Source organism: Mesorhizobium hawassense, assembly GCF_003289945.1.
GTDB lineage: Bacteria > Pseudomonadota > Alphaproteobacteria > Rhizobiales > Rhizobiaceae > Mesorhizobium > Mesorhizobium hawassense.
In genome coordinates, this window is record NZ_QMBP01000011.1 from 116,824 (window position 1) to 143,458 (window position 26,635).

Genomic DNA, 26,635 nt, shown 5'->3' on the forward strand with positions numbered 1-26,635 from the left:
TTAGATGCGACACTTCCCGCTTACATGAAGCTGGGACCGAAGGTATGTCAGCCGCAAGTAGGTCGAATGCCGCTCCACGCCCTCTCTTGATCGAGGCGGTGGGTTATTGGCGTTTGAGACCCTGGACTGATTTCACCTTCCAAACAATCCATCGAATGGAATACGCCAGCCATGATCCAACCCATTTGTTGACAGGATTGGCCATGAGCCCGAGGTCTTCTCTTTTAGGAGGCTCGTCAGTCATCATTTATGCCTTCCAGAGCATTGCCCGCTCGGCCCGCGCGAGGCCGCGTCTCCAACTTGGCACAATCACCGGCTACCCTTGCACGCGGCTGTTATCCCTCAAAATAGTCAAGAACGCCACTGAAGGCAGCTGCGATTGCAACAGCATGCACGAGAATGAGCGCCAGGCATCTGGTGCGGCTGCCTGGGGCAACGAATGCCCCATAGGCAGGAAACTGAACCAGGGCCAACCCCACGGACAAGCCGGTGATAGTTTTATTGGTCATTAGCGTCGCCAACGTGGGTATCGGATAGAGAACGCGCGCCAGCACGTAGTCGCCATGCCCGGATCCGGCCGAGAATAGTGCCAGCAGCAGCGCGATCGGCGTAGCGCACAGGCCGACAAGAAGCCCCATGCGCAACGAGAACTTTGGCAGCGTCATTCCTCCAGGAGCACTAAATGAGCCACCCTTTCACAATCAGGCCTAGATCAGGCCTTTTGCCGCCAGGGTTATCCTCGTAGCCGCGTTCAGGTCATAGGAAGCGAACTCGCCTGCCCGGATCCAGGCGTGATCCTCGAACTCATCGTTGAGTTCGACCATCCGATTGGCGGCGCGGCAATCGAAGATGAGGTAGATCATGTAGATTTCCTCGGTCGACCCATCGGCATAGGTCTTGACCCGGATATCGTCGCGAAATGTCCAGGGGGTTGCCTGCACGATCTCCAGCTTCTCACTGAGCTCTTCACGGATCTCCCGGCGAAGCGCCTCTTCGATCTTCTCCCCGGCTTCCATTCCGCCACCGGACAAAGCCCATTGACCGGGGAAAACGCCTCGGTCACTCGGCATCTTGCAAAGCAGATAGGCGCCATCGTTCTCGATAAGCGGACAGACGATGACCCTCTGCTTCATTGCGTTCCCCCGGAATTTCTGACGATCAGCCACTGTAGCAACGACAATGGCGCAGTCTCAAGCTAGCCCGCCGTTCCGCCATAATTTTCGCTGGCCGATTACTGCAGATCCGACAGCTCATCATCGAGGATCAGCGCCTGCCTGGCCGTCGCGTCGAGCACGCAGCTGACGATGATGTTGTTCTGGCGGTCGGTGTTGACGGTTTCGGCGGATCCCTCGGCCGCGCATCGCGCATCGCGGAAGCCGATCCAGGCGCGCTGCATCTTGCGATAGCCGTCCTTCGCCTTGGGCGCGGCCTTGGCCAGCAGCGCCGCATAGGTCGTGTTGAGACGGTCTTCCCACACAGCGACCTCGCGGTTGGCGCAGTCGATCAATCCGAGCTGTGACTGGCCGTCGTCGCTCTCGAAAGAGCACAGCTCGGTCACGTAGTTGATGCACGAAGCAGGCTCGTGTCCGGCGAGCTTGACTATGTTGTCGATATGGATGGCCGGCGTCGGTGTATCGTTCACACCGGGAACGTCGCCGGGAAAATCGCTGACATATTTCAGGCATTCGGCGAGCGCCGCCTTGTCCGAAGCGCGGACTTTCTCTTCGGCCGCAGCGGGCGATAGAGTGGCAAGGAGCAGACCGCAGCCCGCCAACATCAGAATGCTCTTCATCATTGCAGCCCTATCTGATCCCCGAAATGGCAATTGTCGCAAAACTCCGAGGCGAAGCAACTACCCTGCTCCAAGCCGTTCCATCTGTGGGACACAACACAATGAAAGGACAAGGACGTGAATGCCAGGCCTGCTTTCCTCGGCTTTCCCGATCGCTTCGCCGACGGGCACACGCCGCGCGCGGTGATCTTCGGCGCCGGTCACGGCACCACCTATCCGGGCCAGGACAGCGGCGCTTATGTCCTGGCCGCCAATGCCATCCGAGCCGCAAGCCAGGACGACGCCCCGTTGGTCGAGCATTGGGATTTCGACCTCGGCGGTCCGCTGTTCGACGGCGAACCGACCTGCTGCGTCGACCTCGGCGACATCTCGACCGTCATGCATGACAATGCCGGCAACCGAGCCCGCATCGAGGCGAAAACACGCGAGATCCTGTCATTGCCGGCCGTACCGATCCTGCTCGGCGGCGATGATTCCATCGTCATTCCGTTCCTTGCAGGCTTTGCCGATCACGGCCCGATCTGGATCCTGCAGGTTGACGCCCATATCGACTGGCGTGACGAGGTGCATGGCGAACGCCACGGCTATTCGAGCCCGATGCGGCGGGCGAGCGAGATGCCGCATGTCGCCGGCATGGTGCAGGTCGGCCTGCGCAGCGTCGGCAGTGCGCGCATCGCCGAAATCGAAGCCGCGCAGCTCTATGGCAGCCGCTTCGTGACCGCGCGCGAGGTACACGATCAAGGCGTGGATGCCGCGCTTCGGCATATTCCGCAAGGCGCGCAGGTCGTCGTCACCCTCGACTGCGATGGCCTCGATCCCTCTTTTATGCCGGGCGTGGCGGCGCGTACGCCCGGCGGCCTCACCTACACGCAGGCGATCGACCTGATCGCCGGTCTGGGCACGCGAGCCAGGATCGCCGGTTTCGATCTGGTCGAGTTCTATCCGCCCGCCGATATAGACGGCCTCTCCGCCCTCACCGCTTCGCGCCTTCTCGTCAATGCGATCGGCGCCATCGTCCGGCAGCCAAGCCCCTGAAAGACGACCAGCCACGGTCCGGGTGATCGCCTTTCCACGGCAGCAGAGAAACCGGCGCTAGAAGAATCCTTCGAGAAACGCCGCCGCCGCGTCGGAAATGCCGACGATCTTGTTCGTCGCCTGCCGGTAGAACTTGAAGTTGAGCTCGGTCTCGGGCCGGCCGTCCTTCCAATCCTTGAAGCGCTTGAGCTCGCCGCGGCCCAGTCGCTTCGTCGCCAAGGCGGTGTGACGGACGGCGATGCTGACGCGCGGCGTCTGCCGTTCGAGATCGGGGCGCTTCGGGATGGATTCGGAGGAGGTCACGACGCCTCGCGCGACAAGCCCCTGCCCGCCTTCGTTCTCGCTGGCGAAGAGGAAGACGACATCGCCTTCGGCGATGTTCTTGCCGCCATACATGGTCTTCTGGCCGGCGAAATTGAACGTCTCCGCCCGCGGATCCTCGATCTCGGCCTTGATGGCGTATGCCATGCTTATGGTTCCCGGCTGAGATCGATCCGGTAGCTCACCACCCGCCGGGCGCCCGGCTCGATCAGCATGACGCCTGGTTTGTCAGCAAATTCATCGTCGAAATCGACGGGACTAGCGATGCCGTGCCAGGGCTCGATGCACAGGAACGGCGCGCCGCCGGGCTTGCACCAGATGCCCAGTTCGTTGAAACCCTGCCAGGACATCTCGATCGCCGGGCCTTGCCTTGCGGCATAGCGCACGCTGGTGCTGGCCGGCCGGTCGAGGATGACGGCGTCGTCGTCGAACAGTTTTTCGGAAAGCGGCAGCGTCCTTCCCTCGATGGGCGTCGGTCGCGGGGCCGGCAACAGCAGGCCGTCCTTCAGGCGCCGGACCGGCGCAGGCTCGTTGTCGGCAAATGTCAGCCGGTAGGCTTCCTTGGGCAGTTCCGGCAGCAGCGGCCAGTTGAACGCCGGATGCGCGCCGATCGAGGCCGGCAGCAGTTCGTCGCCTGTGTTGGCGATCTCGAAGGTCACGCCGAGTTGGCGGGGCTTCAGCTCGTAACCGATGGCGAGGCGAAAGGCGAACGGGTAATGCGTCCGCGTCTCGGCATCATCCGTCAGGACCAATGTGCAGGAGGTCGGCCCCTGCTCCGCCCAGGCAAAGAGCCGGTCGCGGGCAAAGCCGTGCTGCGTCATCGGATAGGTTTGGCCGCGATGGCGCAGTTGATCGCCCTTCAGCCGGCCGACGATCGGAAACAGAACCGGCGAGTGGCGGCGCCAGGCAGGCCCCGCCTGCCACAGAAGCTCGATGCCGTCGGCGTCGCGCAGCGAGACCAGTTCGGCCCCCTGCCCGACGATGGTCGCCGAAATACCGTCAGCGTGAAGCGTCAGCTGTTCCATTACGTCCTCGCGGCTGGCTGGTGTGGACGACAGGCTAGCAAAAGGCCGAGCGAGAACTCAAGAGCGGCTGTCATGCCGAGTCTCGCGCCTGGGGCCGCCCCAGCCCAAACAAAATGGCCGGAGGTTTCCCTCCGGCCAGCCGAGGTCAGCAGTGTTGCCTGCCACGGTCCGGCTATTCGCGCTCACCGGTGAAATTCAAGAGCAGCTGGAAGATGTTGATGAAGTTCAGATAAAGCGAGAAGGCGCCGAAGACGGCGAGCTTCTGCTGCGATTCGGCATCGAAGTTCTCGGCATACTGTTCCTTGATCGTCTGCGTGTCCCAGGCGGTGAGCCCGACGAAGACGGCGATGCCGATCACCGAGATCGCGAACTGCAGAGCGGTCGAGCCGAGGAACAGGTTGACAAGGCTGGCGATCACCACGCCGATCAGGCCCATGATCAGGAAGGACGAGAACTGCGTCAGGTCGCGCCTGGTCGTGTAGCCGTAAAGGCTGGTGGCGCCGAACATCGTGGCGGCGATGAAGAAGGTGCGCGCGATGCTGGTCGAGGTGAAGACCAGGAACACGGAGGCCAGCGACAGGCCCATCACGGCGCAGAAGGCCCAGAACATCGTCTGGGCGCCCGAGGCGGACATGGTCTGCATCTTGAACGAGAAGATCATGACGAAGGCGAGCGGCGCCAGCATCACCACCCATTTCAGCGGGCTGGAGAAGATCGGCACGTAGAGCGCCGGCGTCGAGGCTACGAAGAAGGCGACGAGGCCGGTGACGACCAGACCGAGGCCCATATAGTTGTAGACGCGCAGCATGTGCTTGCGCAGGCCCTCGTCATAGACGGCTCCGGCCTGGGCGCCGGTGCCCATTCGGTATCCCGGATTGGGGCTGTTCATGTGATGCTCCTTCGTTGGAAATTCTCAGTAGAGAGTTTTTGCGAGTTTTTCGGCGGCACGGTCGAGATTGCCGGCCTCGCCGCGTCCGACCACCGCATAGGCAACCTCGCCGATCTGGAAATAGGCGGTCGAAATGTCATCGGAGGGCGCGATGGTCGGCTTCACGACGTCGAACGTGCCCGGCCTGATGGCGAACAGCGAGACAAGACCGAGGTCGCTGGTCTCGACCGCCACTTCGACGCTTGGCCCGAACTGCGAGGGATAGACCTGGACGTCGCGGATCTTCCAATCGTCCGGCAGTGACGGCATGACGATTGCCGTGGCGGCGCGGATCTCGTCGGCATCGTAGCCCGGCGCTTCCTTCTGCGACGGCATCGTCTCGCGCACCAAGGTCGTGCGGTGCGCCCTGACGGCATCCTCGACATACGCCGGCGGCTGCGTCGAGGCGACCACCTTGGTCACCGCGAGCGGACCGAATATGCCATTGGCCAGCCAGCCGGCCGCGACCAGCACGGCCGCAGCAGCGGCGCGCTGCAGCACCGCAAGCATACGCCCCCTGGCGAGCGCTCTTTCCAGCCGCCGCGCCGCTTCGGTCGTGGCCGGGCGCGCCATGCCGACGGGGCCGGCAAGCGCAACGCGCAGTTCGTCGCGCGTCCTCAGATCGGACATCACGCGCGCCGCCACTTCCGGACGTGCCGAGAGGAACGCCTCGACCTCGATGCGGCGGGCGACATCCAGCTGATCGTCGACATAGGCGTCGAGATCGGCATCGGTAACGGGGTCGACGATGGCGGTCATTGATCGTCTCCCACGATCCTGAGATGAGGCCTGGCCTTCTGCGGCGCGCCCTCCTCCATCTCGCGCAGCGCTGCACGCGCGCGGCCGATGCGCGACATCAAGGTTCCGAGCGGCACGCCGATGACTTCGGCGGCCTGCTGATAGGAAAGCCCCTCGATGGCGACCAGATGCAGGGCGGAGCGCTGCTCCTCGGGGAGCGAAAGAAACGCCTCGCGGACCTGCGACAGGCGCACCGAATGGTCCTGCGAGGCCGGGATGCTCTGGTCGGCGACAAGGCCGGCCCGTTCGATGCGCGCCGCCTCGGAGCGACGCGAGCGCATGCGGTCGATGAAGATGTTGTGCACGATCGCCAGCAGCCAGGCGCGCAGATTGCCGCCCGAGCGAAAGGTCGAGCGCCGCTCATAGGCGCGCACCAGCGCGTCATGGACGAGATCCTCGGCGTCGGTGCTGTCGCGCGTCAGCGAGCGCGCGTAACGCCGCAGTGACCCCAACTGCCCAACAATATCGAAGCGTGCCATCGACCGTTTCATGCCCTGTTTACGGAGCACGTAGGGATTTTAATCCCCTGCCCGGCATTTTCTTTTACGTGTCGCTGGCGCGGCGGGACCGATTTGCGTATCACTCCGCCGCCACTGGAGTCCTATCGATGTTCGAGACCCTGCAGCCTGCGCCCGCCGACAAGATCCTTGCCCTGATCGGCCTCTATCGCAACGACCCGCGGCCCGGCAAGGTCGACCTCGGTGTCGGCGTCTACAAGGACATCGACGGCAGGACGCCGGTGATGCGCGCCGTGCGCGAGGCCGAGAAGCGGCTGCTCGCCAGCCAGGACACCAAGACCTATCTCGGCCTTGCCGGCGATACCGGCTTCAACGCCGCCATGATCAAGCTTGCCTTCGGCGGCAAGGCGGACCATTCGCGCATCCGCGCGGCACAGGCGCCGGGTGGATCGGGAGCGCTCAGGCTGGTGGCCGAGCTTTTGCAGCGCACCCGTGCCGGCGCTACCGTCTGGCTCTCCGATCCGACCTGGCCGAACCATCTGCCGGTGATGCGGGCGGCCGGTCTCCAGGTTCGTGATTATCCCTATTTCGATGCCGCTTCGGGCGCCGTCCGCTTTGACGAGATGCTGACGGCGCTCAAGACGGCCAACTCCGGCGATGTCGTGCTGCTGCACGGCTGCTGCCACAACCCGACCGGCGCCAACCTCGATGCCGTGCAGTGGGCCAAGGTCGCAGACGTCCTTCTCGAGCGCGGCCTGCTGCCTTTCGTCGACATCGCCTATCAGGGCTTTGGCGAAGGCCTGGACGCCGACGCGGCCGGTCTGCGGCTGCTGGCCGACAAGGTGCCGGAAATGGTCGTCGCCTCGAGTTGCTCGAAGAATTTCGCCGTTTATCGCGACCGCGTGGGCGCGGCGATGATCATGGCAAAGGACGGTGGGCAGGCCGATGTGGCCATGAGCCAGATGCTGGCGGCGGCGCGTGCGCTCTATTCGATGCCGCCGGATCATGGCGCGGCGGCGGTGCGCATGGTGCTCGAGGATGCCGGGTTGAAGAAGGACTGGGAGACGGAACTCGAGGAGATGCGCCTGCGCATGCTTCGCCTGCGCGTCGCCTTCGCCGAGGCATTGCGGCGGCAGTCCAACTCCGACCGTTTCGATTTCGTCGCCAGCCATCGCGGCATGTTTTCCAGGCTTGGGCTGACCGAGGCGCAGGTCGAACGCCTGCGTACCGAGCATGCCGTCTATATGGTGGGCGACAGCCGCATCAACGTTGCCGGCCTGCCGGAGGACGGCATGGACGATCTCGCCAAGGCGATCGTCTCGGTGCTCGACTGAGGTTGTGGACAACTCGTCTCGGTGTCCGACCGGGATTGGTCGGCCGCTGGCCACGGGATAGGCTCGACCCATGACGCCCTCCAAGGACATTTCCCGGCTGATCGAGATCATGGCGGCGCTGAGAGCGCCCAAGACCGGCTGCCCCTGGGACATCGAGCAGAATTTTTCGACCATCGCGCCCTATACGGTCGAGGAAGCCTATGAGGTGGCGGACGCAATCGCGCGCGGGGATTTCGACGATCTGCGCGAGGAACTGGGCGACCTCCTGCTGCAGGTCGTCTATCACGCGCAGATGGCCGAGGAGCTCGGCGAATTCGCTTTCGGCGACGTCGTGGAAGCCATCACCACCAAGATGATCCGCCGTCATCCGCACGTCTTCGGCGATGAGAAGGCGCGCAGCGCCGGCATGGCCAAGGGCATGTGGGAGAAGATCAAGGCGGCCGAGAAAGCCGAGAAGCGCGACGCCCGCATCGCGCGCGGGCTCGACCCGGAAGATCACGGCAAGGGCTATCTCGACAGCGTGCCGGTGGCGCTCCCTGCCCTGACGCGGGCGCTGAAGCTGCAGGAGAAAGCGGCGCGCGTCGGCTTCGACTGGAGCGAGGCAGCGCCGATCCTCGACAAGATAGAGGAAGAGATCGGCGAGTTGCGCGAGGCGCTTGCCGGGGGCGATACCGGACCGATCATGGACGAATTTGGGGACATGCTGTTTGCCCTCGTCAATCTCGGCCGCCACCTCAAGCTCGATTCCGAAGCGGCATTGGCTGGCACCAACGAAAAGTTCCGCTCGCGGTTCCACTATGTCGAGCAAGCCCTGGAGGCTTCGGGCCACTCGCTGGAGAAGGCAACGCTCGACGAGATGGAAGCGCTCTGGCAGCAGGCCAAAGGCGCAAAATAAACAGCTGGTTAGCTGCCGTTCTTGCGGTGCAGGCGGCTCTCGATTTCCTGCCTGGCGCTGTGCGTGGCCGTCAGCGAGAGCGTGACGCTGCCGTCTTCGTTGTCGGCGCGCGAAACGACGTCGCCGTTGCGGTAGAGCCAGTCGACCTGACCGAGCTGAGCCGGGCTCAACGTCACCGTCATCGTCTCCAGTTCACCCGACACGCGCGTCTCGATGAGCGCTTTCAGCGTGTCCAACCCTTCACCGGTCACCGCCGATATGGCGATCGGCGGCGCCTTGCCGCTCGCGCCTTCGGCAAGCAGGCGCTCCCGGTTGCCTTCATCGAGCAGGTCGATCTTGTTCCAGACCTCCACCACGCGGGTGGCGTCGGCGGCATCGACGCCGAGATCGGCGAGGATGCGCTCGACGTCCTCAGCCTGGGCAGCCGTGTCGGGATCGGAGATGTCGCGCAAATGCAGTACCAGATCGGCCTCGACGACCTCTTCCAGCGTCGCCCGGAAGGCGGCGACCAGATGCGTCGGCAGATCGGAGATGAAGCCGACCGTATCCGACAGGATAACTGGCGTGCCGTGCGGCAACCGCACGCGCCGCAGCGTGGGGTCGAGCGTCGCGAACAGCATGTCTTCCGCCAGCACCCCTGCCCCGGTCAGACGGTTGAACAGCGTCGACTTTCCGGCATTGGTGTAGCCGACGATCGCTACAACCGGGAACGGCACCTTCTTGCGCTTGGCGCGGTGCAGGTCGCGCGTGCGCCGCACCGTTTCCAGCTCGTGCTTCAGCTTGGTGATCTTGTCCTGTAGGATGCGGCGATCGGATTCGATCTGGGTTTCGCCCGGACCGCCGAGGAAACCGGCACCACCGCGCTGCCGCTCGAGGTGGGTCCAGCTGCGCACCAGCCGGCCCTTCTGATAGTTGAGATGGGCGAGTTCGACCTGCAGCGTGCCTTCCTTGGTGCGCGCCCGCTCGCCGAAGATCTCGAGGATCAGCCCGGTGCGGTCGAGCACCTTGGCGTTCAGTTCCTTTTCGAGATTGCGCTGCTGCACCGGGGTCAGCGGATGGTCGACGATGACCAGCTCCGCCTTGCGCTCCTTCACGATGTCGGCAAACTCAGCCACCTTGCCGCTGCCGAGCAGCGTCGCTGGGCGCGGGTCGGCGACCGTCACCACGGCCGTGTGGACCGGATTGAGATCGATGGCACTGGCAAGCCCGACCGCTTCGTCGTGGCGCGCATCGGCTGAACGGGTCAGCCGCGGACGGCTGGTTTCCTCGTCGCCGCGCGGCTGGCGGGTGAGCACCGGCACAATGACGACGGCTCGGGTCGGATCTTTGGCTTCCGGCCCGAGTTGATGCCCTTGTTTTCCGCGAACGCTGCGGTCCGCGTCCTTATCACGTGCCAATCAGGCGCCCTGGCTTTCCTCGCCATCGAACATCTGAACCGGCTGGCTCGGCATGATCGTGGAAATGGCGTGCTTGTAGACGAGCTGGGAGTGCCCGTCACGCCGCAACAACACACAAAAATTGTCGAACGAAGTGACCACACCGGTCAACTTCACGCCATTGATGAGGAAGATGGTGAGTGGGTTTTTGCTCTTGCGAACTGAGTTCAGGAACAGGTCCTGAAGGTTTTGCGATCGTTCCGCCATTTTTCTTGTCTTTCGCCGATCCCCTTCGGTTTGCGGGCCAATGCGCCAAATTACGCGGCACCTGTCAAGCGCGCAAACCCCCTCTTGCCGACACAATGGCAAGCAGAACGAGATAGTTAAGGTTCATTCCAGTTGTGCGGTTATCAGGCTGGACTTTTTTCCGCAACGTCAAAAAAGGCCTGCCGCAACGAAAGTGTCATGGAACCAGGGTGGCCATTTGCGATCGGCGCACCGTCGATTTCGACCACCGGCATGGCGATTGTCGTCGCCGAACTGATAAACGCTTCCCTGGCTGCCTTCGCCTCGGCGACCGAAAAACCGCGCTCCTCGATCTTGAGGCCGAGTTTGGCGGCGACGTCGAAAAGCGTCGTGCGGGTGATGCCGCGCAAGATGCCGTGCTCGGCCGGCCGGGTCACCAGGACCCCGTCCCTCGTGACGATCCAGGCGTTGGACGAACCGCCTTCCTTGACGTTGCCGTCGGTGTCGACGAACCAGGCTTCCTGCGCGCCGGCCTCCTTGGCCTTCTGCTTGGCAAGCACATTGGGCAGGAGGCCCGTGCTCTTGATGTCGACACGGTCCCAGCGGTTCTCCGGCACGGTGATGACCTTGATGCCGGTCTCCGCGCGCTTGGCCGCCAAGGCCGGATCGGCTTTCCTGGCGGTTATGACCAGGGCCGATCTTGTGCCCGCCGCTGGAAAGACGAACTCGCGGCTGGCAACGCCGCGCGTCACCTGCACATAGACAAGGCCGTTGACCACGCCATTGCGACCGACCACCTCGCGCAGCAGCATCGGCAGGACGCCTTCCGAGACCGGCCAGGCGATCGACAGTTCCTTGAGCGAGCGCTTGAGCCGGGCAAGATGACGCGGCATGTCGACGATATGGCCGCGCGCCACCTCGCAGACCTCATAGACGCCGTCGGCAAACTGGTAGCCGCGATCCTCGATATGGACGCTGGCTTGAGCATGGACGACATAGCGCCCGTTGACATAGGCAATGCGCGGCATGGGCCCCCTCGGGAAAAACGTCCGGCTTTCTTAGGCGATTCCACCGCTGTCGTAACAGACAATCGGCTGAGCCACGCCGGTCCTAAACTCCCAGCGACTTCAGCTTGCGGTGGAGCGCCGAGCGTTCCATGCCGATGAACTCGGCGGTCTTCGAGATGTTGCCGCCGAAGCGGTTGATCTGGGCGATCAGATAGTCCTTCTCAAACTGCTCGCGTGCCTCGCGCAGCGGCAGGGCCATGATGTGCTGGTCCGACTGGTTTGGGGTGCGTGGCATCACGTCGCCGATTTCGGAGGGCAGAAGGTCGGCGGTGATCGGCGCATCGGCCTCTTCGCCTCGCGCCAGAATCATCAGCCGCTCGACATTGTTGCGCAATTGTCGAACGTTGCCCGGCCAGTTATGGGCCTGCAGCACGGCCAGCGCATCGTCGCCGATGCGGCGCGGCTTGATGCCGGCCTGGCGCGCGATCTGCTTCATGAAATTGTCGACGAGATAGGGAATGTCCTCGCGGCGCTCGGCAAGCCCCGGCACCATGACCGGAACCACCGCCAGGCGATGATAAAGGTCCTCGCGGAAACGGCCGTCGGCGATCATGGCTTCCAGGTTCTGCGAGGTCGAGGAAATGATGCGGACATCGACCTTGACGCGCTTGGTGCCGCCTACCCGCTCGAATTGCTGCTCGACCAGCACGCGCAGGATCTTGTTTTGCGTTTCGCGCGGCATATCGGCAACTTCGTCGATGTAGAGGATGCCGCGATGCGCCTCTTCGAGCGCGCCGACCTTGCGCTCGGTGCCGTTCGATTCGGTGCCGAACAGCTCGATCTCCATGCGCTCGGGCGTGATGGTGGCGGCACTCAGCGTGACGAAGGGGCCGGTCTTGCGCGACGAAAGCGCGTGGATGGCGCGCGCAGTCAGTTCCTTGCCGGAGCCGGAGGGACCGATGATCATGACGCGGCTGTTGGTGGGCGCGACGCGCTCGATGGTCTGTCGCAACTGGCTCATCGCCGACGACATGCCGATCAGATCGAAGGTCTCGCCGCTGCGCTGCTTGAGGTCGGAGACCTCGCGCCGCAGCTTGGATGTTTCCAGCGCGCGTTCGGCGATCAGGATCAGGCGATCGGCCTTGAACGGCTTTTCGATGAAGTCGTACGCGCCTCGCCGGATGGCCGACACCGCCGTTTCGATGTTGCCATGACCGGAAATCATCACCACCGGCATGCTCGGATGCATGGTCTTGATCTCGTCGAGCAGCGCCAGGCCGTCGAGGCGCGAGCCTTGCAGCCAGATGTCGAGGAAAATCAGACGCGGCGCACGATCGGCAATTGCCGCGAGCGCGCTGTCGGCATCATGTGCAGTGCGGGTTTCGTGGCCCTCGTCGCTCAGGATACCGGCGACAAGTTCGCGGATGTCTTCCTCGTCATCGACGATGAGAATGTCAGACGCCATTACCGACCTTTTCAGTTTCTCGTTCGTGTTCGCTTCGACCCTCACCGCGTGGCGGCGCGGCTACGACTGTCGACGGGGGCAGGATGATCGAAATCATCGCGCCCCGGCCGCCGTGGAAATCCGCTGGCGCGTCATGCAATTCGAGACGGCCGCCATGGTCCTCCACGATCTTCTTGACGATAGCGAGGCCAAGTCCGGTGCCCTTCTCTCGCGTCGTCATATAGGGCTCGAGAAGCCTTTGGCGATTCTCGCGCGGCAGCCCCTTGCCGTTGTCGATAACGTCGATTCGTATGGCGCCATCTTGGCGTCCGGCCTGAATCCGTATTGTGCCGTCCGAACGACCTTCCGCATCAAGTCCGTCGATTGCCTCGGCGGCGTTCTTGATGACGTTGCCGAAGGCCTGCGCCATCAGGCGGCTGTCGAAGGTGCCCTTCAACGGTTCGCTGCCGAAGTCGCGCTGGAAGGCGATGTCGGAGCGGCTGACCTCGACCAGGAAGGACGCCTCGCGCAGCGATTCACGCAGGTCGATCGTCTTCATCTCCGGCTTCGGCATGCGGGCAAAGGCCGAGAATTCATCGACCATGCGGCCGATGTCCTCGACCTGGCGGATGATGGTGTCCGTGCACTGGTCGAAGACTTCGCGGTCCTCGGTGATGACCTTGCCGTAGCGGCGCCTGATGCGCTCGGCCGAGAGTTGGATCGGCGTCAGCGGATTCTTGATCTCATGCGCGATGCGCCGCGCCACATCCGCCCAGGCCGACGAACGCTGTGCCTGGACCAGATCGGTGATGTCGTCGACCGTGACCACATAGGACTTCTCTTCCTCGCCGTCGTCGCCGGACTCGACGGTAACCTGGACGTTGAAAGTGCGCTCCAGCCCGGTGCGGAAGAAGGTCACCTGCTCGCGATAGACCGGTTTGCCGGACTGCCGTCCGATCTCGAAGACGCGCCCGACCAGGGGGAGAACCGCCGAAAGGTTCTGGCCGAGCGTCGCATTCGCCGAAATCGCCAGCATGGTTTCGGCCGAGCGGTTGACGATGGTGATGATACCGTAAGGGTCGACGCCGATGACCCCTGCGGTGACGCCGGCCAGCACCGCCTCGGAGAAACGCCGGCGCTCATCGATCAGATCCTTGGCCGACAGCAGCTCGTTGCGTTGCGATTTGAGCTCCAGGATCATGTTGTTGAAGGTTTCGCCGAGAGAGGCGACGTCGCCGTCGGACTGGCGCACGGGAACCGCGACGTCGAGATTGCCTGTCGCCACCTCGTCGGCGGCGCCGATCAACTGGCGAATTGGCCGCACGATGCGGTCCGCAACCGCAATGCCGGTCCAGATCGCCGACAGGGTGATGATCAGCGTCAGCGACAGATAGGGCAGCGCAAAGGCGACCTGCGAGGTCCGGCGGTTATCCTGGAGGTTGCGGTATTCGTCGGTGTTGGACCTGACGATCTGGCGCGCCTTGATCACGTCGGGATCGACCAGCCGGATCGTATACAGGTAAAGCCCTTCGATCTCGCGCAGTTTGATGATGGCGCCCATGATGTTGCGGGTGCGCGGCTCGATCAGCACCGGCTTGCCGTCCGCGGCGGTGTTGACAGCGCCTGCCGGCGGTTCGGGCATGGCAAAGTCGGCGTCGGTCTTGGCGTTCATGACGAACGAGCCATCGGGCTTGATCAGGGCGGCGTGCGCCAGCCCACGGCCAACGGCTTCCTTGTTCAACAAATCGAGGAAACCGCCGCGGTCGAGGCCGTAAAGCGTACGCGAGGCATCGAGATCATACGCCATCGACAATGTCGTGCCCTGCAGGTTGCGCGCGTTCTCCTGAACGTAGGCGTCGGCAATCGACAGCGACGAGTTGACGATCGTCTTGGTGCGGATTTCGAACCAGCGGTCGAGGCCGATGTCGAGCGTGATCGAGGCGATGATCGCCACCATGATCGCCGGAATGGCGGCAACCAGCGCGAACATCGCGACGATGCGCACATGCAGCCGCGAGGCGGCCCTGCCATGGCGCCTTGCCAAGACGATGCGACGCACCTCGCGGGCGATCAGCGCGATCAGGAACAGGACAAAGACGGCATTGGCCGCGATCAGGGCCCAGGTCGTGTCGGCGGTCGGCGCGATCGGCGTGGCGCCGACCAGGATTGCAAACGAGATCGCCGCCGTGATCACGGCGCCTACGATAGCGACCACGCCGGGCAATGCCAGCAACCTTCGGCCTTCACCCGTGCCGGTGTGGCTGAAAAGCGGTCGGTTCAGGATCGGAGCCTCAGCTGCCATGTCGTGGTACAGAGTCGGTCATTGCGTCGGATGTATGCAACGCATTGTGGCGATTATGCAACAAGTGTGGCCGGGACGGAAATCTTTCCCCCGTCAATTCGCTAAATGGGCGAATTCGCCGAAAGGACGAGGCGACGCTACGGCTGCCTGGCCGATTTGTAGACGTTGACGCCAAGCTCGCGGATCTTCTTGCGCAGCGTGTTGCGATTGAGCCCCAAAAGCTCCGCCGCCTTGATCTGGTTGCCGCGCGTCGCCGTCATCGAAGCCAGCACCAGCGGATACTCGACCTCGGCAAGAATGCGCTGGTAGAGCCCGGCCGGCGGCAATTCGCCGGCGAAGGAGGCGAAATAGCGTTGCAGGAAATGCTCGACCGCCTGGCCGATCGACAGATCGTCGGGGATGAGCGCGCCGCCGTCCGGTACGACCGGTCGCTCGCCGGTCTTCAGCTCGGATTCGATGATTTCCGACGAAATCTCGTCCTGCGAGTAGAGGGCAGCCAGCCGGCGCACCAGGTTTTCCAGCTCGCGCACGTTGCCCGGCCACGGATAGCGCTTCATAAGCTCGATGCCGCCGGCCGAAATGCGCTTGGTCTGCAGGCCCTCGCTGGCGCCCTGCTTGAAGAAGTGCCGCACCAGGTCGGGGATATCCTCGGAACGCTCGCGCAGCGCCGGCAGCCGCAGCGGAACGACATTGAGGCGATAGAACAGGTCTTCGCGGAAGAGGCCCTGGTTGATCAGCGTGCGCAGGTCCTTGTTGGTGGCGGCGACGATGCGCACGTCGGTCTTGATCGGGGTGCGGCCGCCGACCGTGGTGTATTCGCCCTGCTGCAGCACGCGCAGCAGCCGCGTCTGCGCTTCCATCGGCATGTCGCCGATCTCGTCGAGGAACAGCGTCCCGCCCTCCGCCTGCTCGAAACGGCCGCTAGAGCGGTTCTGGGCGCCGGTGAAGGCGCCTTTCTCGTGGCCGAACAGCTCCGATTCGATGAGGTCGCGCGGGATCGCCGCCATGTTGATGGCCACGAACGGGCCGCCGCGGCGGCGGCCATATTCGTGCAGCGCGCGCGCCACCAGCTCCTTGCCGGTGCCGGACTCGCCGCTGATCATGACCGTGAGGTCCGTCTGCATCATGCGCGCCAGCATGCGGTAGATGTCCTGCATGGCGGCCGAGCGGCCGACAAGCGGCATTGTCTCCGGCTGATCCTCGGCGCGGGCATCGAGCTTCGGCCGCTTTGGCTCGGCCAGCGCCCGGTTGACGATGTTGAGCAGCTCCGTCAGGTCGAACGGTTTCGGCAGATATTCGTAGGCGCCGGTCTCGGAGGCGCGGATGGCTGTCATGAAGGTGTTTTGCGCGCTCATGACGATGACCGGAAGCTCGGGCCGCGCCTTCTTGATGCGCGGCAGCATGTCGAAGGCGTTTTCGTCGGGCATCACCACATCGGTGATGACGAGATCACCCTCGCCCGCCGCCACCCAGCGCCACAGCGTCGAGGCGTTCGAGGTGACGCGCACCTCGTGGCCGACGCGCGACAGCGCCTGGTTGAGCACGGTGCGGATGGCCGCATCGTCGTCGGCGACCAGAATATTGCCGCGAGCGGTCATGTGCGGTCTCCTTCAGCTTCGTCGCCGGCGCCTGGCGCGGTCTCCTTCCAGGCGGGAAGCAGGATGCGAAACGTCGTCCCGCGCGGCGTCGAATCGCATTCGATGATGCCGCCATGCTCGCCGACGATCTTGGCAACCAGCGCCAGGCCCAGGCCGGAGCCGTTCGGCTTGGTGGTGATGAACGGATCGAACAGGATCGGCAGGATGTCCTCGGACACGCCGGGGCCGTTGTCATGCACGCAGAATTCCAGCGGTAGCGAGACACGGTCCTGCGTTCCTGGCACCGAGACGCGGATTCCCGGACGGAAAGCCGTCGACAGCGCGATCTCACCCTGCGGGTCGGCGCCGATCGCCTCGGCGGCGTTCTTCACCAGATTGAGGAAGACTTGGATCAGTTGATCGCGGTTGGCAAAGACCGGAGGCAATGATGGATCATATTCCTCCAAGATCTTGATCCGCCTCGCAAAACCGTTCTTGGCGATCGCCTTCACATGGTCGAGAACGACATGGATATTGACCGGATACCGCTCGATCGGCCGCTCGTCGGAAAACACCTCCATGCGATCGACCAGCGAAACGATGCGGTCGGTTTCGTCGGTGATCAGGCGGGTCAGCGCGCGGTCTTCGTCGGAGGCGGAAAGCTCGAGCAATTGGGCGGCGCCGCGGATGCCGGAGAGCGGGTTCTTGATCTCATGCGCCAGCATGGCGGCAAGGCCGGTGACGGAACGCGCAGCACCGCGATGCGTCATCTGGCGGTCGATCTTGTCGGCCATCGACCGTTCCTGGAACATGACGACGACGGAGCCCGGAAATTCCGGCACTGGCGCGACATAGAGATCGACCATCTTTTCGATGCCGAGGCGCGGCGACGATACGTCGACGCGGTATTCGTTGACCGGCGCGCCGCGTTCGCGCACCTGGTCGACCAGCGTGAGTAGCGGGCTGCCGAACGGCACCAGCTTGGAAAGCGTGTTGCGGGCGAGCATGGTCGCGCTGGAGCGGAAGAAGTCCTCGGCATCGGCGTTGGCGAAGGTGATGAAGCCGTCGGGATCGACCATGATCACCGGGCGGCGGATGGTGTTGAGCACGATATTGGCGGCGTCCGCCATGCCAACCGGCTGTGGGACGTCCGCCTTCATGCCGCGCTCCGCATTCCAGGCATCGCGGTGCCTTCGGAGAATGTTTGCCGCAGTTCGACGACGACCTCAGCGGGATCGAACGAGGTGAGGATACGCTTGCGCTGCCCAGCCGAAGCAAGCGGGGCATGGCGGTCGAGATACCAACCGAGATGTTTTCGCGCCTGGCGCAGGCCGCTTTCAATGCCGTAGAGCGAAAGCATGTCCTCATAGTGCGAGACGACGTAATCGGTTAACTCTTGCGGCGTTTGCGGAATGCCTTGTGTGTTTGTGCCGGCCGCGGCTGCGGCAATGCCGCCGGCAACCCAGGGAGCACCAAAATGCGCGCGGCCGATCATCACGGCGTCGGCGCCGGACTGTTGAAGGATTGTCTTGGCCTCCTCGGGTGATCTGACATCGCCATTGGCGACTACCGGGATCGACACCGCTTCCTTGACGCGCGCGATCGCGCGCCAATCGGCCTTGCCCTGATAGAACTGGCAGCGCGTGCGGCCATGCACGGTCACCATCCTGACGCCAGCCTGCTCGGCGCGGCGCGCCAGCATCGGCGCGTTGAGAGCGCCTTCGTCCCAGCCGAGCCGCATCTTGACCGTCACCGGCACCGAGACGGCGCCGACCACAGCCTCGATCAGCGACAAAGCATGGTCGAGGTCGCGCATCAACGCCGAACCGGCACAGCCGCCGGTCACCTTCTTCGCCGGACAGCCCATATTGATGTCGATGATGTCGGCGCCCTCGCCCGCCGCGATTCGCGCGCCTTCGCCCATGTGCACCGCTTCGCGACCGGCAAGCTGCACCATATGCACCGGCAGGCCGGAATGACGGATGCGCAGGTCGCAGCCTGTGCGCCCCTTGGCCAGCTCACCGCTAGCCACCATTTCCGACACGACCAGGCCCGCGCCATGCGCATGGGCACGGTGCCGGAACGGCTCATCGGTGATGCCCGACATCGGCGCCAGGAAGACGCGATTGCGGATTCTCACGCCGCCGACATCGAGTGGCGATGCCAATGTGGTCAGTTCAGCCATGCACAAAAACCAAGCATATTCTATCGTTGCACATTCTCTAGCCAGAAGTGTGGCATTGTGCAACGCGCAATGACGTCACATTAAGGCGCATTTTGGAAAAAGCTGGCCTTCGGCCATCACCCCGACTAGAGCATGATGCCGAAAAGTGTGAGCGGTTTTCGGCCGACATCATGCTCTACTTCTTTGATTTAGAGACGGATTCAGATTTCAGGTCGAATCGACCTGAAATCATCCGGCTCTAGGACCGATCGGAATGAGCGAGGCAAGCGAAAAGCAAGCGGCTGACCCAAGCGGCGGGATCGGGGTGGTGATCGTCGCCGCCGGCCGTGGCGCGCGCGCTGGCCAAGCCGACGGTCCGAAGCAATATCAGCGCATCGGCGGCCGCGCCGTTATCGCCCATACGCTGGATATCTTCCTCTCCCACCCGATGATCGGCCCGGTGGTCGTCGCCATCCACGCCGACGATGCCGAGCTTTTGCAGCGCGCGGCTGGAGCGCATGGCGAACGTCTCATAACCGTCATCGGCGGCCCCTCGCGCCAAGCTTCCGTCCGGCTCGGCCTGCTGGCGCTGAAGGACCAGGCGCCCGGCAAGGTGCTGGTGCATGACGCCGTGCGTCCGTTCGTCGATGCAGGGCTGATCGACCGCACCATCGAAGCCATCGGCGAGCGCCAGGGCGCGCTGCCGGCGCTGCCCGTCGCCGACACGCTGAAGCGGGAATCGGCGACCGGCATGATCGACGAGACGGTGTCGAGGGCCGGCCTTCATGCCGCGCAGACGCCGCAGGGCTTTCCGTTCTGGCCGCTGCTTGCCGCGCATGAGAAGGCGCATCATTTGGGCAAGGCGGACTTTACCGACGACGCGGCGATCGCCGAATGGGCGCATATTCCGGTCAAGATCGTTCCCGGATCGCCGGACAACGTCAAACTCACCTGGGCAAGGGATATTGCATTGGCCGACCAGCGGCTCTCGAGCGCGCAGCGCTTCCCGGACATTCGCACCGGCAATGGCTACGACGTGCACGCGTTCGAGCCTGGCGACCATGTCACGCTCTGCGGCGTCGCCATTCCCTACGAGCGAAAACTCTCCGGCCACTCGGACGCCGATGTCGGGCTGCATGCGCTGACCGATGCGCTGCTTGCCACCTGCGGCGCCGGCGATATCGGCACGCATTTCCCGCCCTCTGACCCGCAATGGAAGGGTGCTGCCTCTAAGATCTTCGTCGAGCACGCGGCAAAGCTGGTGCGCGAGCGCGGCGGGCGCATCGCCAATGCCGACATCACGCTGATCTGCGAGGCGCCGCGCGTCGGGCCGCATCGCGCGGCGATGACGGAAGCGCTTTCGGCGATGCTCGGCATAGCGCCCGAGCGGATTTCGATCAAAGCGACGACCAACGAGAAGCTCGGCTTTGTCGGGCGCGGCGAAGGCATAGCGGCGATCGCCACGGCCAGCGTCGTCTATCCGGGCGAGGTGCCGGCATGAGCAACGCTGAACTTGCAAACACCCTGCTGCAGGCCTGCCAGCAGCGCGGCATCATGCTGGCGACCGCCGAAAGCTGCACCGGCGGCCTGATCATCGCCGCGCTGACCGACATCGCCGGGTCTTCCGCCGTGATCGATCGCGGCTTCATCACCTATTCCAACGAAGCCAAGATGGAGATGCTCGGCGTCTCCACCGCCACGCTGGGCGCGCATGGCGCGGTCTCGCGCGAGACGGTGCTGGAGATGGCTGCCGGCGCGCTGGCGCATTCGCAAGCGAAGATCGCGCTTGCCGTCACAGGCATTGCCGGCCCCGGCGGTGGCTCGGCGGAAAAGCCGATCGGCCTTGTCTGGTTCGGGATTGCATTGGCCGGACAGCCGGTCGTCGCCGAACAGCAATTGTTTGGCCACAAGGGCCGCGAATTCATCCGGCACGAGACGGTGCGACACGCGCTGCAACTGGGATTGCGTGCGCTCGGCGAGCGTTAGGCCGGTTTTGCCGCGTAGATGACGTCGGCCCGTTTCTCGAAGGCTTCCGAGAACATGCGGAAGGCGCGATCGAACATCGTGCCCATGACCGCGCCCAGGATGCGGCTCTTGAATTCGTAGTCGATGAAGAAATGCACTTCGCAGCCGCCGGTCGCGGGATCGAAGCGCCAGATGTTGCTGAGATATTTGAACGGCCCATCGATGTATTTGACGTCGATGGCTTTCTCGTCAGGCCTTAGCAGCACCTGCGTGGTAAAGGTCTCGCGGATCGCCTTGTAGCCGATGCTCATGTCGGCAACCAGGATGGTGCGGCCGTCACGCTCCTTGCGCGAGCGCACGGTGAGCGATTCACAGAGCGGCAGGAATTGCGGGTAGGCCTCGATGTCCGCAACCAGCGCGAACATCTCTTCCGGCGTATGCGCGACGCGGCGTGTCGCCTCGAATTTCGGCATTGAAGGTCAGCTGGCCTTCTTGAGCTGCGCCTCGCGCGCGGCGCGCAGCCTGGCGAAATCCTCGCCGGCATGATGCGAGGAGCGCGTCAGCGGGCTCGATGCCACCAGCAGGAAGCCCTTGGTCTTGCCGACCGTTTCGTAGGATTTGAATTCGTCGGGTGGGATGAAGCGAATCACCGGATGATGCTTCTTCGACGGCTGCAGATACTGGCCGATGGTCATGAAGTCGACATTGGCCGACCGCAAATCGTCCATCAGCTGCAGCACCTCGTTCCGCTCCTCGCCGAGGCCGACCATGATGCCGGATTTGGTGAAGATCGACGGATCGAGCTCCTTGACCCGCTGCAAGAGCCGGATCGAGTGGAAATAGCGGGCGCCGGGGCGAACCGTCAGGTAGTTCGACGGCACGGTTTCGAGATTGTGGTTGAAGACGTCGGGCTTGGCCTCGACGACGATCTCCAGCGCGCCGTCCTTGCGCAGGAAGTCGGGCGTCAGGATCTCGATCGTGGTCGACGGCGTCGCCGCGCGGATGGCGCGGATGACGTCGGCGAAATGCTGCGCACCGCCATCGGCGAGATCGTCACGGTCGACCGAGGTGATGACGACGTGGCTCAGCCCCATCTGCTTGACCGCGTGGGCGACCCGCGCGGGCTCATCGGGGTCGAGCGCGGTCGGGATACCGGTCGCGACATTGCAGAAGGCGCAAGCGCGCGTGCAGATCTCGCCCATGATCATGAAGGTGGCGTGCTTCTTGTCCCAGCATTCGCCGATATTCGGACAGCCGGCCTCCTCGCACACCGTCACCAGCTTGTGCGACTTCACGATCTCGCGCGTTTCGGCATAGCCCTTGGAAACCGGCGCCTTGACGCGGATCCAGTCGGGCTTGCGCAGCACTTCCTGGTCGGGCCTGTGCGCCTTCTCGGGATGCCGCGGGCGCGGCCGGTTGGCGATCGTGTCTACGACTGTGACCATCTCAAACCCTTCGCGGCCGCTATTTCAGCCGCCATCCTTCGTCATCTAGGACTTTTCGTGGCAAAGAAAAAGGCCGCGCCAGCGAATGCCGCCACGGCCGTTTTCGCATAGCGGCTTCGTTCAGCGACGCATTCGCGCGCCCTACCGGCGAACAAGCCGCCCTACGAAGATCAGCAGGCAGGCACCGATGAAGCCGGTGATCAGATAGGCCACCCAGCCGACGCCGAACGACTGGATGTTGAGAGCCTGCAGGATCGCATTCAGCACTATCGCGCCGACGATGCCCATGATGATGTTCATGAAGATGCCGGTGTTGCTCTTCATGACCATCTCGGCGAGCCAGCCCGCCAGGCCGCCGACGATGATGGCTGCGATCCAACCGACGCCATTCAAATGCATATGCCAGTTCCTCCTCGATCAGGTGAAAACGCATCCGGATACGAACTGCCTTGCCGTCAGGTTTCTCCGGCTGCCGCGTGTGAGTCTCGCCCGACCACGTTAGCACGGATTGGGCGTCTATCACCGATTGGCGGTTTATCACCGATTGGTGATCTGTCACCCATTGGTGACCTATCACCGGTCGGTAACTTATCATGCGTTCAAAGCGCGGCCATAGGCGTCGAGCACACTCTCCTTCATCATCTCCGAGAGCGTCGGATGCGGGAAGATGGTGTGCATCAGCTCTTCCTCGGTCGTCTCCAGGTTCATCGCCACGACAAAACCCTGGATCAGCTCGGTCACCTCGGCGCCAACCATATGCGCGCCGAGCAGCTGCCCGGTTTTCTTGTCGAAGATGGTCTTGATGAAACCCTGGTCCTCGCCGAGCGCGATCGCCTTGCCGTTGGCGCCGAACTGGAAGCGGCCGACGCGGATGTCCTTGCCTTCGGCCTTGGCCTTGGCCTCGGTCAGGCCGACGGAGGCGACCTGCGGATTGCAGTAAGTGCAGCCCGGAATCTTCAATTTGTCGGTGGCGTGAACGCCGGGGAAATTGGCTATTTTCTCGATGCAGACCACACCCTCGTGCTCGGCCTTGTGAGCAAGCATGGGCGGCCCCGCGACATCGCCGATGGCGTAGATGCCAGGCACGTTGGTCTTGCCATAGCCGTCGACGACGACGCAGCCGCGATCGGTTTTCACGCCGAGCGCCTCCAGGCCGAGATTTTCGATGTTGCCCTGCACGCCGACGGCCGAGATCATGCGATCGGCGGTGATCTTCTCGACCTTGCCGTCCTTCATCTCGACATGCGCGGTGACCGAATTGGCGCCCTTTTCGACCTTGGTCACCTTGGCTTCGAGGATGATCTTCATCCCCTGCTTCTCGAACTGCTTCTGCGCGAATTTCGAGACCTCGGCGTCTTCGACCGGCATCACCGCCGGCAAGAGTTCGACGACGGTCACGTCGGCGCCCATGGTGCGGTAGAAGGAGGCGAATTCGATGCCGATGGCGCCGGAACCCATCACCAGCAGCGACGTCGGCATTTCCTTAGGCACCATCGCCTCGAAATAGGTCCAGATCAGCTTGCCGTCCGGCTCGATGCCGGGCAGAGCGCGCGGCCGGGCGCCGGTCGCGAGGATAATGTGCTTGGCGGAGTAGGTGCCCTCGCCCTTGACACCTTTCGGCACTGGCGGCTGGGGCTCCATGGCCTTCTTGGCGGTCTTGGAGACGACGATCTCGCCGGGTTTGGAGAGCTTTGCCTCGCCCCAGATGACGTCGACCTTGTTTTTCTTCATCAGGAAGGCGACGCCGCCATTCAGCCTGAGCGAAACCTTGCGCGAGCGGTCGACCACAGCGGCCGTGTCGGGGCTGACCTTGCCGCCTTCGAGCTTCAGGCCGTAATCCTTGAGGTGATCGGAATAATGCATGATCTCGGCCGAGCGCAGCAGCGCCTTGGTCGGGATACAGCCCCAGTTGAGGCAGATGCCGCCAAGATGCTCGCGCTCCACGATCGCCGTCTTGAAGCCGAGCTGGGCTGAACGCACCGCCGTGACATAGCCGCCGGGGCCTGAGCCGATGATGATGACGTCGTAGGATTCAGCCACGGGGTTTTCTCCGGTTTTCTTTCTAGAGTTCCAGCATCACGCGCACGAGCGGCGCCAGCGCCCGCCCGATATGGCGGGTGTTTTCGGCATCGAGATGGACGCCGTCGAGCGGCGTGGTGGTGGCGACGCTGCCTGCATCGAAGAAGCCGCAGCCGGCATCGTCGGCCAGCGCCGAATACTGCACCGCCAGCCGCTTCGAGGCGTCGTCGCCGCCGGCGAACATCTCCTTGAATTCGGCATTGTCGGTGCGCGAGACGGCAGGCGGCGAGACGAGAAGGATCTGCGGCGCCGGCCAGTCGAACGGGTAATCATGGCCGCGCACGATATCGATCAGGCGCTGCAAGCCCTGCTTGGCGGCGACCGGATTGCCGTGGATCCACGGCTTCATGTCGTTGGAGCCGAGCATGATGATGATCAGGTCGAGCGGCGCGTGGCTGGTCAGGATCGTCGGCAGCAAGCGGGCGCCGTTGCGGTCGGCGCCGGCCAGATGATCGTCGAATGCCGTTGTGCGGCCATTGAGGCCTTCGGCGATGACTTCGACTTCGCCGCCGAACGCGGCCTTCAGCGCGCTTGGCCAACGGTCTTCCAGCGCATGGCGGCCAAGGCTGGCGGCGTCGTAGCCCCAGGTCAAAGAGTCGCCATAGCAGAGAATTGTCTTCACGCGTTTGCCCCGCCTCTACCGAACTTGATCGCCGAGCGTTTGAGCCGCCAGCGCACGAACAACCATTGCGCGACAATCGTCGCCGCGCCGGGCAGGATCAACCCGGCAATGATCGAAAGATCGCGCCCCGTCGACCGGTTCGCGCCCGGCTCCGCGAAGGTCCAGCCGGCGAGCACGACCAGCGCGATGCCGAATATGGCAAGCAGTCGCCACATTGTCCGGTCGGCCGCGCGGACCGGGTCGGAGCGGAACTGGGCCACGAAGAAGAAGATCGTCACCAGGACGGCCACGAGGGCCGTTGCCATGAAGACGATGATATATGTCTCGTCGGCACCGGTCGCGACCGCCAATTGCTGCGCGACCACCCTGCCCAGGAACCCGGAAAGGATGAAGGCGAAAAGGCTGGTGAAGAATGCCCGCACCGCCTTTTCCTTGTTAGACCAGCATGCCCATCGGGTTTTCGATCATGCGCTTGAAGGCGCCGAGCAGTTCGGCGCCGAGCGCGCCATCGACGGCCCGGTGATCGGTCGACAGCGTCACCGACATCACAGTCGCTATTCTGATCTCGCCGTTCTTCACCACCGCCCGCTCCTCGCCGGCGCCGACCGCCAGGATCGTCGCATGCGGCGGGTTGATGACGGCGGCAAAGTCCTTGATGCCGAACATGCCGAGATTGGACACCGCCGTCGTGCCGCCCTGGTACTCTTCCGGCTTCAGCTTGCGGCTGCGGGCGCGGCTCGCCAGATCCTTCATCTCGTTGGAGATGGTCGACAGCGTCTTTTCATCGGCATGGCGGATGATCGGCGTGATCAGACCGCCGGGGATCGACACGGCGACGCCGACATCGGCGTGCTTGTGCTTGACCATGGCGCTGTCGGTCCACGAAGCGTTCGCATCCGGCACCGCCATCAGCGCCATCGCCATCGCCTTGATCACCATGTCGTTGACCGAGAGCTTGTAGGCCGGCACTTCGCCCTTGTCGGTCTTCTTCACCGGCGCGGCGGCATTCAACTGCGTGCGCAAGGCCAGCAGCGCATCGAGCTCGCAATCCAGCGTCAAATAGAAATGCGGGATGGTGGACTTCGCCTCGACCAGGCGGCGCGCGATGGTCTTGCGCATGTTGTCATGCGGCACGAGTTCGTAGGAGCCTTCGGCAAACAGTTTTAGCACCTGGTCGTCCGACATCGGCTTCGGCGCGGGGGCTGGGGCGGACGGTGGCGCGCCGGCGGGCGCCTTCGCCGCAGGGGCAGCCTTCGCGCCACCGGAAGAAATAGCCGCTTCGACGTCGGCCTTGACGACGCGGCCGTGCGGGCCGGTGCCCGTCACGACGGACACATCGACGCCGGCATCCTTGGCGATGCGACGGGCGAGCGGCGACGCGAACACACGATCGCCAGTCGCATGACCGTTAGCAGCCGGAGCGGCCTCGGCCTTTGCCGGTGCGGGCGCCGCTGCGGCTGCAGCCGGCTTCGGCGCTTCCTTGGGCGCCTCGGCCTTCGGGGCATCCGCTTTCGGCGCTTCAGCCTTTGGCGCGGCCTCGCCACCGCCCTTGGCGGCGGCACCGGCATCCTCGCCCTCGCCGGCCAGGATGGCGATCAGCGCGTTGACCTTGACGCCCTCGGTGCCAGCTGGAACCACCAGCTTGGCGACGGTGCCCTCATCGACGGCTTCGACTTCCATCGTCGCCTTGTCGGTCTCGATCTCGGCGATCACGTCGCCCGGTGAAACCTTGTCGCCTTCCTTGACCAGCCATTTGGAAAGATTGCCCTCTTCCATCGTGGGCGAGAGGGCCGGCATGGTAATGTTGATCGGCATTTTTCCT

The 26,635-nt window shown here is 63.8% G+C and carries 28 protein-coding genes; 5 read left to right on the forward strand and 23 right to left on the reverse strand.

Features of this window, described 5'->3' with window-relative positions; translation table 11 throughout:
• Window positions 1-335: 335 nt before the first annotated feature.
• The 3 genes from DPM33_RS22015 to DPM33_RS22025 all read right to left on the reverse strand — a co-directional run bounded on the left by DPM33_RS22015 (window position 336) and on the right by DPM33_RS22025 (window position 1,795).
• The gene (locus DPM33_RS22015; protein ID WP_112099538.1) at window positions 336-665 is read right to left on the reverse strand and encodes a hypothetical protein; all 330 of its coding nucleotides are present in this window, start codon (window positions 663-665) and stop codon (window positions 336-338) included.
• 42 nt (window positions 666-707) lie between these two features.
• On the reverse strand, window positions 708-1,133 hold the full coding sequence (nudI, locus tag DPM33_RS22020) for a nucleoside triphosphatase NudI (protein WP_112099539.1): 426 nt from the start codon (window positions 1,131-1,133) through the stop codon (window positions 708-710).
• Between the two features lie 98 nt (window positions 1,134-1,231).
• Entirely contained in the window at window positions 1,232-1,795 is a 564-nt protein-coding gene (locus tag DPM33_RS22025; RefSeq protein WP_112099540.1) for a lysozyme inhibitor LprI family protein, read from the reverse strand.
• Window positions 1,796-1,909: 114 nt separating this feature from the next.
• Here DPM33_RS22025 and DPM33_RS22030 point away from each other — a divergent pair, with 114 nt between their 5' ends.
• Complete coding sequence (locus DPM33_RS22030; RefSeq protein WP_112099541.1) at window positions 1,910-2,827, forward strand: agmatinase; 918 nt, start codon at window positions 1,910-1,912, stop codon at window positions 2,825-2,827.
• Between the two features lie 57 nt (window positions 2,828-2,884).
• Here DPM33_RS22030 and DPM33_RS22035 read toward each other — a convergent pair whose 3' ends face one another.
• From DPM33_RS22035 to DPM33_RS22055, 5 genes are all read right to left on the reverse strand, one after another.
• Window positions 2,885-3,295, reverse strand: coding sequence for a hypothetical protein (locus tag DPM33_RS22035; protein WP_112099542.1), 411 nt, complete (start codon window positions 3,293-3,295; stop codon window positions 2,885-2,887).
• Window positions 3,296-3,297: 2 nt separating this feature from the next.
• Window positions 3,298-4,173, reverse strand: a complete 876-nt coding sequence (locus DPM33_RS22040; protein ID WP_112099543.1) for an aldose 1-epimerase family protein — start codon at window positions 4,171-4,173, stop codon at window positions 3,298-3,300.
• Window positions 4,174-4,345: 172 nt separating this feature from the next.
• Window positions 4,346-5,062: a Bax inhibitor-1/YccA family protein gene (locus DPM33_RS22045; protein ID WP_112099544.1), complete on the reverse strand. Its 717-nt coding sequence runs from the start codon at window positions 5,060-5,062 to the stop codon at window positions 4,346-4,348.
• A 24-nt stretch (window positions 5,063-5,086) separates the two neighbouring features.
• A complete protein-coding gene (locus DPM33_RS22050; RefSeq protein ID WP_112099545.1) occupies window positions 5,087-5,860 on the reverse strand; it encodes an anti-sigma factor family protein in 774 nt (257 codons plus the stop codon).
• Window positions 5,857-6,390, reverse strand: coding sequence for a sigma-70 family RNA polymerase sigma factor (locus DPM33_RS22055; RefSeq protein WP_425373558.1), 534 nt, complete (start codon window positions 6,388-6,390; stop codon window positions 5,857-5,859). The genes DPM33_RS22050 and DPM33_RS22055 overlap by 4 nt, the downstream gene beginning before the upstream one ends.
• 116 nt (window positions 6,391-6,506) lie before the next feature.
• Here DPM33_RS22055 and DPM33_RS22060 point away from each other — a divergent pair, with 116 nt between their 5' ends.
• Together DPM33_RS22060 and mazG are read left to right on the forward strand one after the other, a co-directional pair.
• Window positions 6,507-7,691: an amino acid aminotransferase gene (locus tag DPM33_RS22060; protein ID WP_112099547.1), complete on the forward strand. Its 1,185-nt coding sequence runs from the start codon at window positions 6,507-6,509 to the stop codon at window positions 7,689-7,691.
• Between the two features lie 70 nt (window positions 7,692-7,761).
• On the forward strand, window positions 7,762-8,586 hold the full coding sequence (gene mazG, locus DPM33_RS22065; protein ID WP_112099548.1) for a nucleoside triphosphate pyrophosphohydrolase: 825 nt from the start codon (window positions 7,762-7,764) through the stop codon (window positions 8,584-8,586).
• 8 nt (window positions 8,587-8,594) lie between these two features.
• Here the strand turns inward: mazG and hflX are convergent, their stop codons facing one another.
• The 8 genes from hflX to dusB form a co-directional block, all read right to left on the reverse strand.
• Window positions 8,595-9,983 (reverse strand): GTPase HflX, encoded by a 1,389-nt coding sequence (gene hflX, locus DPM33_RS22070; RefSeq protein WP_112099549.1) that lies wholly within the window; start codon window positions 9,981-9,983, stop codon window positions 8,595-8,597.
• Window positions 9,984-10,229: an RNA chaperone Hfq gene (gene hfq, locus DPM33_RS22075; protein WP_006202172.1), complete on the reverse strand. Its 246-nt coding sequence runs from the start codon at window positions 10,227-10,229 to the stop codon at window positions 9,984-9,986.
• Between the two features lie 143 nt (window positions 10,230-10,372).
• Window positions 10,373-11,236 (reverse strand): D-amino-acid transaminase, encoded by an 864-nt coding sequence (locus tag DPM33_RS22080; RefSeq protein ID WP_112099550.1) that lies wholly within the window; start codon window positions 11,234-11,236, stop codon window positions 10,373-10,375.
• A gap of 82 nt (window positions 11,237-11,318) precedes the next feature.
• A complete protein-coding gene (gene ntrX / locus DPM33_RS22085) occupies window positions 11,319-12,680 on the reverse strand; it encodes a nitrogen assimilation response regulator NtrX (RefSeq protein ID WP_112099551.1) in 1,362 nt (453 codons plus the stop codon).
• Window positions 12,670-14,961, reverse strand: coding sequence for a sensor histidine kinase NtrY-like (locus tag DPM33_RS22090; protein ID WP_112099552.1), 2,292 nt, complete (start codon window positions 14,959-14,961; stop codon window positions 12,670-12,672). The genes ntrX and DPM33_RS22090 overlap by 11 nt, the downstream gene beginning before the upstream one ends.
• A 137-nt stretch (window positions 14,962-15,098) precedes the next feature.
• Entirely contained in the window at window positions 15,099-16,559 is a 1,461-nt protein-coding gene (gene ntrC / locus DPM33_RS22095; protein ID WP_112099553.1) for a nitrogen regulation protein NR(I), read from the reverse strand.
• Window positions 16,556-17,698: a two-component system sensor histidine kinase NtrB gene (locus DPM33_RS22100; RefSeq protein WP_112099554.1), complete on the reverse strand. Its 1,143-nt coding sequence runs from the start codon at window positions 17,696-17,698 to the stop codon at window positions 16,556-16,558. The genes ntrC and DPM33_RS22100 overlap by 4 nt, the downstream gene beginning before the upstream one ends.
• Window positions 17,695-18,723 carry a tRNA dihydrouridine synthase DusB gene (gene dusB, locus DPM33_RS22105; RefSeq protein ID WP_112099555.1) on the reverse strand — a complete coding sequence of 343 codons (1,029 nt, stop codon included), beginning with the start codon at window positions 18,721-18,723 and terminating at the stop codon, window positions 17,695-17,697. Before dusB ends, DPM33_RS22100 begins: the two co-directional genes overlap by 4 nt.
• A gap of 253 nt (window positions 18,724-18,976) precedes the next feature.
• On the opposite strand from dusB, the gene DPM33_RS22110 reads away from it, so the two are divergent.
• Both DPM33_RS22110 and DPM33_RS22115 read left to right on the forward strand, forming a co-directional pair.
• The gene (locus DPM33_RS22110; protein WP_112099556.1) at window positions 18,977-20,203 is read left to right on the forward strand and encodes a bifunctional 2-C-methyl-D-erythritol 4-phosphate cytidylyltransferase/2-C-methyl-D-erythritol 2,4-cyclodiphosphate synthase; all 1,227 of its coding nucleotides are present in this window, start codon (window positions 18,977-18,979) and stop codon (window positions 20,201-20,203) included.
• On the forward strand, window positions 20,200-20,688 hold the full coding sequence (locus DPM33_RS22115) for a CinA family protein (protein WP_112099557.1): 489 nt from the start codon (window positions 20,200-20,202) through the stop codon (window positions 20,686-20,688). The genes DPM33_RS22110 and DPM33_RS22115 overlap by 4 nt, the downstream gene beginning before the upstream one ends.
• On the opposite strand, the gene DPM33_RS22120 is transcribed toward DPM33_RS22115, so the two are convergent.
• From DPM33_RS22120 to DPM33_RS22150, 7 genes are all read right to left on the reverse strand, one after another.
• Complete coding sequence (locus tag DPM33_RS22120) at window positions 20,685-21,140, reverse strand: type II toxin-antitoxin system RatA family toxin (protein ID WP_112099558.1); 456 nt, start codon at window positions 21,138-21,140, stop codon at window positions 20,685-20,687. The two genes, DPM33_RS22115 and DPM33_RS22120, sit on opposite strands and share 4 nt — an antisense overlap.
• 6 nt (window positions 21,141-21,146) lie before the next feature.
• Complete coding sequence (gene lipA, locus DPM33_RS22125; protein WP_112099559.1) at window positions 21,147-22,112, reverse strand: lipoyl synthase; 966 nt, start codon at window positions 22,110-22,112, stop codon at window positions 21,147-21,149.
• Window positions 22,113-22,253: 141 nt separating this feature from the next.
• On the reverse strand, window positions 22,254-22,511 hold the full coding sequence (locus DPM33_RS22130) for a GlsB/YeaQ/YmgE family stress response membrane protein (RefSeq protein ID WP_042642286.1): 258 nt from the start codon (window positions 22,509-22,511) through the stop codon (window positions 22,254-22,256).
• A gap of 192 nt (window positions 22,512-22,703) precedes the next feature.
• On the reverse strand, window positions 22,704-24,152 hold the full coding sequence (lpdA, locus tag DPM33_RS22135; RefSeq protein WP_112099560.1) for a dihydrolipoyl dehydrogenase: 1,449 nt from the start codon (window positions 24,150-24,152) through the stop codon (window positions 22,704-22,706).
• A 22-nt stretch (window positions 24,153-24,174) separates the two neighbouring features.
• Window positions 24,175-24,813: an SGNH/GDSL hydrolase family protein gene (locus DPM33_RS22140; protein ID WP_112099561.1), complete on the reverse strand. Its 639-nt coding sequence runs from the start codon at window positions 24,811-24,813 to the stop codon at window positions 24,175-24,177.
• Window positions 24,810-25,235 carry a hypothetical protein gene (locus DPM33_RS22145; protein ID WP_112099562.1) on the reverse strand — a complete coding sequence of 142 codons (426 nt, stop codon included), beginning with the start codon at window positions 25,233-25,235 and terminating at the stop codon, window positions 24,810-24,812. Before DPM33_RS22145 ends, DPM33_RS22140 begins: the two co-directional genes overlap by 4 nt.
• 13 nt (window positions 25,236-25,248) lie before the next feature.
• Window positions 25,249-26,628: a pyruvate dehydrogenase complex dihydrolipoamide acetyltransferase gene (locus DPM33_RS22150; protein WP_112099563.1), complete on the reverse strand. Its 1,380-nt coding sequence runs from the start codon at window positions 26,626-26,628 to the stop codon at window positions 25,249-25,251.
• Window positions 26,629-26,635: the final 7 nt, after the last annotated feature.

Bases quoted from the DNA above. Each gene is read 5' to 3' on its own strand.
- dusB (WP_112099555.1), bottom strand. From the start codon at position 18,723: ATGGCTGAACTGACCACATTGGCATCGCCACTCGATGTCGGCGGCGTG.
- DPM33_RS22110 (WP_112099556.1), top strand. From the start codon at position 18,977: ATGAGCGAGGCAAGCGAAAAGCAAGCGGCTGACCCAAGCGGCGGGATC.
- DPM33_RS22090 (WP_112099552.1), bottom strand. From the start codon at position 14,961: ATGGCAGCTGAGGCTCCGATCCTGAACCGACCGCTTTTCAGCCACACC.
- DPM33_RS22130 (WP_042642286.1), bottom strand. From the start codon at position 22,511: ATGCATTTGAATGGCGTCGGTTGGATCGCAGCCATCATCGTCGGCGGC.
- DPM33_RS22055 (WP_425373558.1), bottom strand. From the start codon at position 6,390: ATGAAACGGTCGATGGCACGCTTCGATATTGTTGGGCAGTTGGGGTCA.
- DPM33_RS22040 (WP_112099543.1), bottom strand. From the start codon at position 4,173: ATGGAACAGCTGACGCTTCACGCTGACGGTATTTCGGCGACCATCGTC.
- DPM33_RS22120 (WP_112099558.1), bottom strand. From the start codon at position 21,140: ATGCCGAAATTCGAGGCGACACGCCGCGTCGCGCATACGCCGGAAGAG.
- hfq (WP_006202172.1), bottom strand. From the start codon at position 10,229: ATGGCGGAACGATCGCAAAACCTTCAGGACCTGTTCCTGAACTCAGTT.
- DPM33_RS22080 (WP_112099550.1), bottom strand. From the start codon at position 11,236: ATGCCGCGCATTGCCTATGTCAACGGGCGCTATGTCGTCCATGCTCAA.
- DPM33_RS22025 (WP_112099540.1), bottom strand. From the start codon at position 1,795: ATGATGAAGAGCATTCTGATGTTGGCGGGCTGCGGTCTGCTCCTTGCC.
- mazG (WP_112099548.1), top strand. From the start codon at position 7,762: ATGACGCCCTCCAAGGACATTTCCCGGCTGATCGAGATCATGGCGGCG.
- DPM33_RS22045 (WP_112099544.1), bottom strand. From the start codon at position 5,062: ATGAACAGCCCCAATCCGGGATACCGAATGGGCACCGGCGCCCAGGCC.
- nudI (WP_112099539.1), bottom strand. From the start codon at position 1,133: ATGAAGCAGAGGGTCATCGTCTGTCCGCTTATCGAGAACGATGGCGCC.
- lipA (WP_112099559.1), bottom strand. From the start codon at position 22,112: ATGGTCACAGTCGTAGACACGATCGCCAACCGGCCGCGCCCGCGGCAT.
- DPM33_RS22115 (WP_112099557.1), top strand. From the start codon at position 20,200: ATGAGCAACGCTGAACTTGCAAACACCCTGCTGCAGGCCTGCCAGCAG.
- DPM33_RS22015 (WP_112099538.1), bottom strand. From the start codon at position 665: ATGACGCTGCCAAAGTTCTCGTTGCGCATGGGGCTTCTTGTCGGCCTG.
- DPM33_RS22050 (WP_112099545.1), bottom strand. From the start codon at position 5,860: ATGACCGCCATCGTCGACCCCGTTACCGATGCCGATCTCGACGCCTAT.
- DPM33_RS22150 (WP_112099563.1), bottom strand. From the start codon at position 26,628: ATGCCGATCAACATTACCATGCCGGCCCTCTCGCCCACGATGGAAGAG.
- DPM33_RS22060 (WP_112099547.1), top strand. From the start codon at position 6,507: ATGTTCGAGACCCTGCAGCCTGCGCCCGCCGACAAGATCCTTGCCCTG.
- ntrC (WP_112099553.1), bottom strand. From the start codon at position 16,559: ATGACCGCTCGCGGCAATATTCTGGTCGCCGACGACGATGCGGCCATC.
- DPM33_RS22035 (WP_112099542.1), bottom strand. From the start codon at position 3,295: ATGGCATACGCCATCAAGGCCGAGATCGAGGATCCGCGGGCGGAGACG.
- DPM33_RS22100 (WP_112099554.1), bottom strand. From the start codon at position 17,698: ATGAAGGCGGACGTCCCACAGCCGGTTGGCATGGCGGACGCCGCCAAT.
- ntrX (WP_112099551.1), bottom strand. From the start codon at position 12,680: ATGGCGTCTGACATTCTCATCGTCGATGACGAGGAAGACATCCGCGAA.